This is a genomic window from Pseudotabrizicola sediminis, from assembly GCF_004745575.1.
GTDB classification, from domain to species: domain Bacteria; phylum Pseudomonadota; class Alphaproteobacteria; order Rhodobacterales; family Rhodobacteraceae; genus Pseudotabrizicola; species Pseudotabrizicola sediminis.
This window is the reverse complement of the sequence record NZ_RPEM01000055.1, coordinates 1-856: the sequence shown is the minus strand read 5'-3', so window position 1 is coordinate 856 and position 856 is coordinate 1. Positions and strand designations below refer to the sequence as shown.

Sequence of the window (856 nt, the reverse complement as noted above, 5' to 3'; positions counted from 1 at the left end):
TAGGGTCAGGACCCATTGATCTTGCGATTGCGGCGTGATTCAGCCTCCGTGAGGAGACTGATCAATGAGCAACCTTTTCTGGCTGACCGACGCGCAGATGGCTCGGCTCCAGCCCTTCTTTCCCAAGAGCCATGGCAAGCCGCGCGTCGATGACCGGCGTGTGCTGAGCGGCATAATTTTCATCAATCGCAATGGCTTGCGGTGGTGTGATGCGCCCAAGGAGTATGGCCCGCCAAAGACCCTCTACAACCGTTGGAAGCGGTGGAGCGACAAGGGGGTCTTCGCCCGGATGATGGACGGGCTGGCGGCCGAGGCCGCCGTTCCGAAGACGGTGATGATCGACGCGACTTATCTCAAGGCGCATCGCACGGCGACCAGCCTGCGGTCGAAAAAGGGGGGCCAGGCGACCATAGGGGCCGTCTGATCGGTCGGACGAAGGGCGGCATGAACACCAAGTTGCATGCCGTCACCGACGCTGATGGTCGCCCGATCCGGTTCTTCATGACAGCGGGCCAAGTCAGTGATTACACCGGCGCGGCGGCGCTGCTGAGCAGCTTGCCAAAGGCAGAATGGCTGCTGGCCGACCGGGGCTATGACGCCGACTGGTTCAGAGATGCGTTAAAAGACAAGGGGATAAAGCCCTGCATCCCGGGCAGAAAGTCGCGCGGCAAACCCATCAAGCACGACAAGCGCCGCTACAAACGCCGCAACAGGATCGAGATCATGTTCGGGCGTCTGAAGGACTGGCGCAGGGTCGCAACCCGCTACGACAGATGCCCGAAGGTCTTCCTCTCAGCCGTCGCCCTCGCCGCAACCGTCATGTTCTGGCTATGACGATCAATGAGTCTGGAGCCTA

The 856-nt window shown here is 61.0% G+C and carries 1 protein-coding gene; it reads left to right on the top strand.

Annotation, left to right across the window (positions count from 1 at the left end):
• Positions 1 to 64: 64 nt before the first annotated feature.
• A protein-coding gene (locus tag EEB11_RS19270) for an IS5 family transposase (RefSeq protein ID WP_280950295.1) occupies positions 65 to 834 on the top strand; the annotation gives its coding sequence in 2 pieces (ribosomal slippage) (positions 65 to 401 and positions 401 to 834; 771 coding nt in all).
• Positions 835 to 856 lie beyond the last annotated feature (22 nt).